This is a genomic window from Clostridium sp., assembly GCF_032552055.1.
Lineage (GTDB): Bacteria > Bacillota > Clostridia > Clostridiales > Clostridiaceae > Clostridium.
The window spans coordinates 1-1,572 of sequence record NZ_JAWGSV010000397.1 but is presented as its reverse complement, the minus strand read 5'-3'; the positions used below and the strand labels follow the sequence as shown (position 1 = coordinate 1,572).

General features: G+C 30.3%; 1 protein-coding gene. It reads left to right on the top strand.

The window, feature by feature from the left end; translation table 11 throughout:
- Positions 1-2: 2 nt before the first annotated feature.
- Positions 3-1,508 carry a sodium-dependent transporter gene (locus tag E6248_RS15880; RefSeq protein ID WP_316341737.1) on the top strand — a complete coding sequence of 502 codons (1,506 nt, stop codon included), beginning with the start codon at positions 3-5 and terminating at the stop codon, positions 1,506-1,508.
- Positions 1,509-1,572 lie beyond the last annotated feature (64 nt).

Sequence of the window (1,572 nt, the reverse complement as noted above, 5' to 3'; positions counted from 1 at the left end):
CTATGGAAGAAAGTAGAGAACAATGGGGATCTAAAATTGGATTTATTATTGCAGCCATAGGATCAGCAGTTGGCCTAGGCAATATTTGGAGGTTTCCCTACATAGCATACACAAATGGTGGAGGAGCATTTTTAATACCGTATTTCTTCGCTATCTTTACAGCAGGAATTCCATTATTAATCTTAGAATATGGATTAGGGCATAAGTTTAAAGGGTCAACACCTTTGGCTATAGCAAAAGTTAATAAGAAATGGGAATGGTTAGGCTGGTGGCCAACTATTAATGCTTTTATTATTTTAACTTATTATTCAATGATTTTAAGTTGGGCTGCAAATTACTTGTGGTTCAGTTTTAATAAGAGTTGGGGAAGTGATACTAATCAGTTTTTCCATACAGATTTTATAAAATTATCATCATCACCTTTTGAATTTGGTGGTTTTGTAGTTCCAATATTAATAGGGATATTAGTGGTTTGGTCAATAAACTGGTTTATTTGCTATAAAGGAGTTAAAAAAGGAATTGAAAAAGCTAATAAAGTTCTATTACCAACTTTAGTGATAATTATGATAATTATAGCTATTAGAGCAATAAACTTAGAAGGTGCATCTATTGGTTTAAATACATTATTTACACCAGATTGGTCTAAAGTATTTGACCCTAAAGTTTGGGTAGCAGCTTACGGACAAGTATTTTTCTCATTAAGTTTAGCAATGGGAATTATGATAACTTATTCTAGTTACTTGCCAAAGAAAACTGATATAAATAATAGTGCATTTATGACTGCTTTTGCAAATTGTGGTTTTGAATTCTTATCAGCTATAGCAGTATTTTCAATATTAGGATTTATGGCAAATATAAAGGGAATTCCAATGAGTGAAGTAGTTTCAAGTGGAGTTGGATTAGCGTTTGTAGTTTTCCCGGCAGTATTTAGTGAAATGGGAGCTGTAGGAACATTCTTAGGAGTGTTATTCTTTATTTGTCTTTTATTTGCGGGGGTAACTTCTTCAGTATCATTAATAGAAGCAGTTTCAGCTCCATTTATAGATAAGTTTGGATGGGGTAGAAATAAGGTAGTTGCAGTTATATGTATAATTGGAATAACAATTGGTAGTCTTTACTCAACAGGAGCAGGATTATACTTATTAGATATTATAGATAACTTTATAAATAACTATGGAATAGTAGTTGTTGGATTATTAGAAGTTGTATTAATTGGATGGATATCTAATGCAGACGTAGTAAGAGAACATACTAATGAAATATCATATTTTAAAATTGGTAAGTGGTGGAATATATGTGTTAAATTTGTAACTCCAGCTATACTATTGTTTATGTTAGTGCAAAGTGTATTAACTGAAATAAAGACACCGTATGGAGGATATCAACTTCCAGCATTATTTGCTTATGGATGGAGCATAATTGGATTTGGAATAATACTAGCATTAATAATAAGTAAAAAGAAATGGAAAAAAGGCAACTTATTAGATAATAATTCATTAGAATTATAAATTGATAAAATTAAAAAGAAAACTTTATATATAATATATCTTAAATAAAAAGGGGGATTAGATA

Excerpts from the sequence above, each read along its gene's own strand:
- E6248_RS15880 (WP_316341737.1), top strand. The coding sequence starts at position 3 with ATGGAAGAAAGTAGAGAACAATGGGGATCTAAAATTGGATTTATTATT.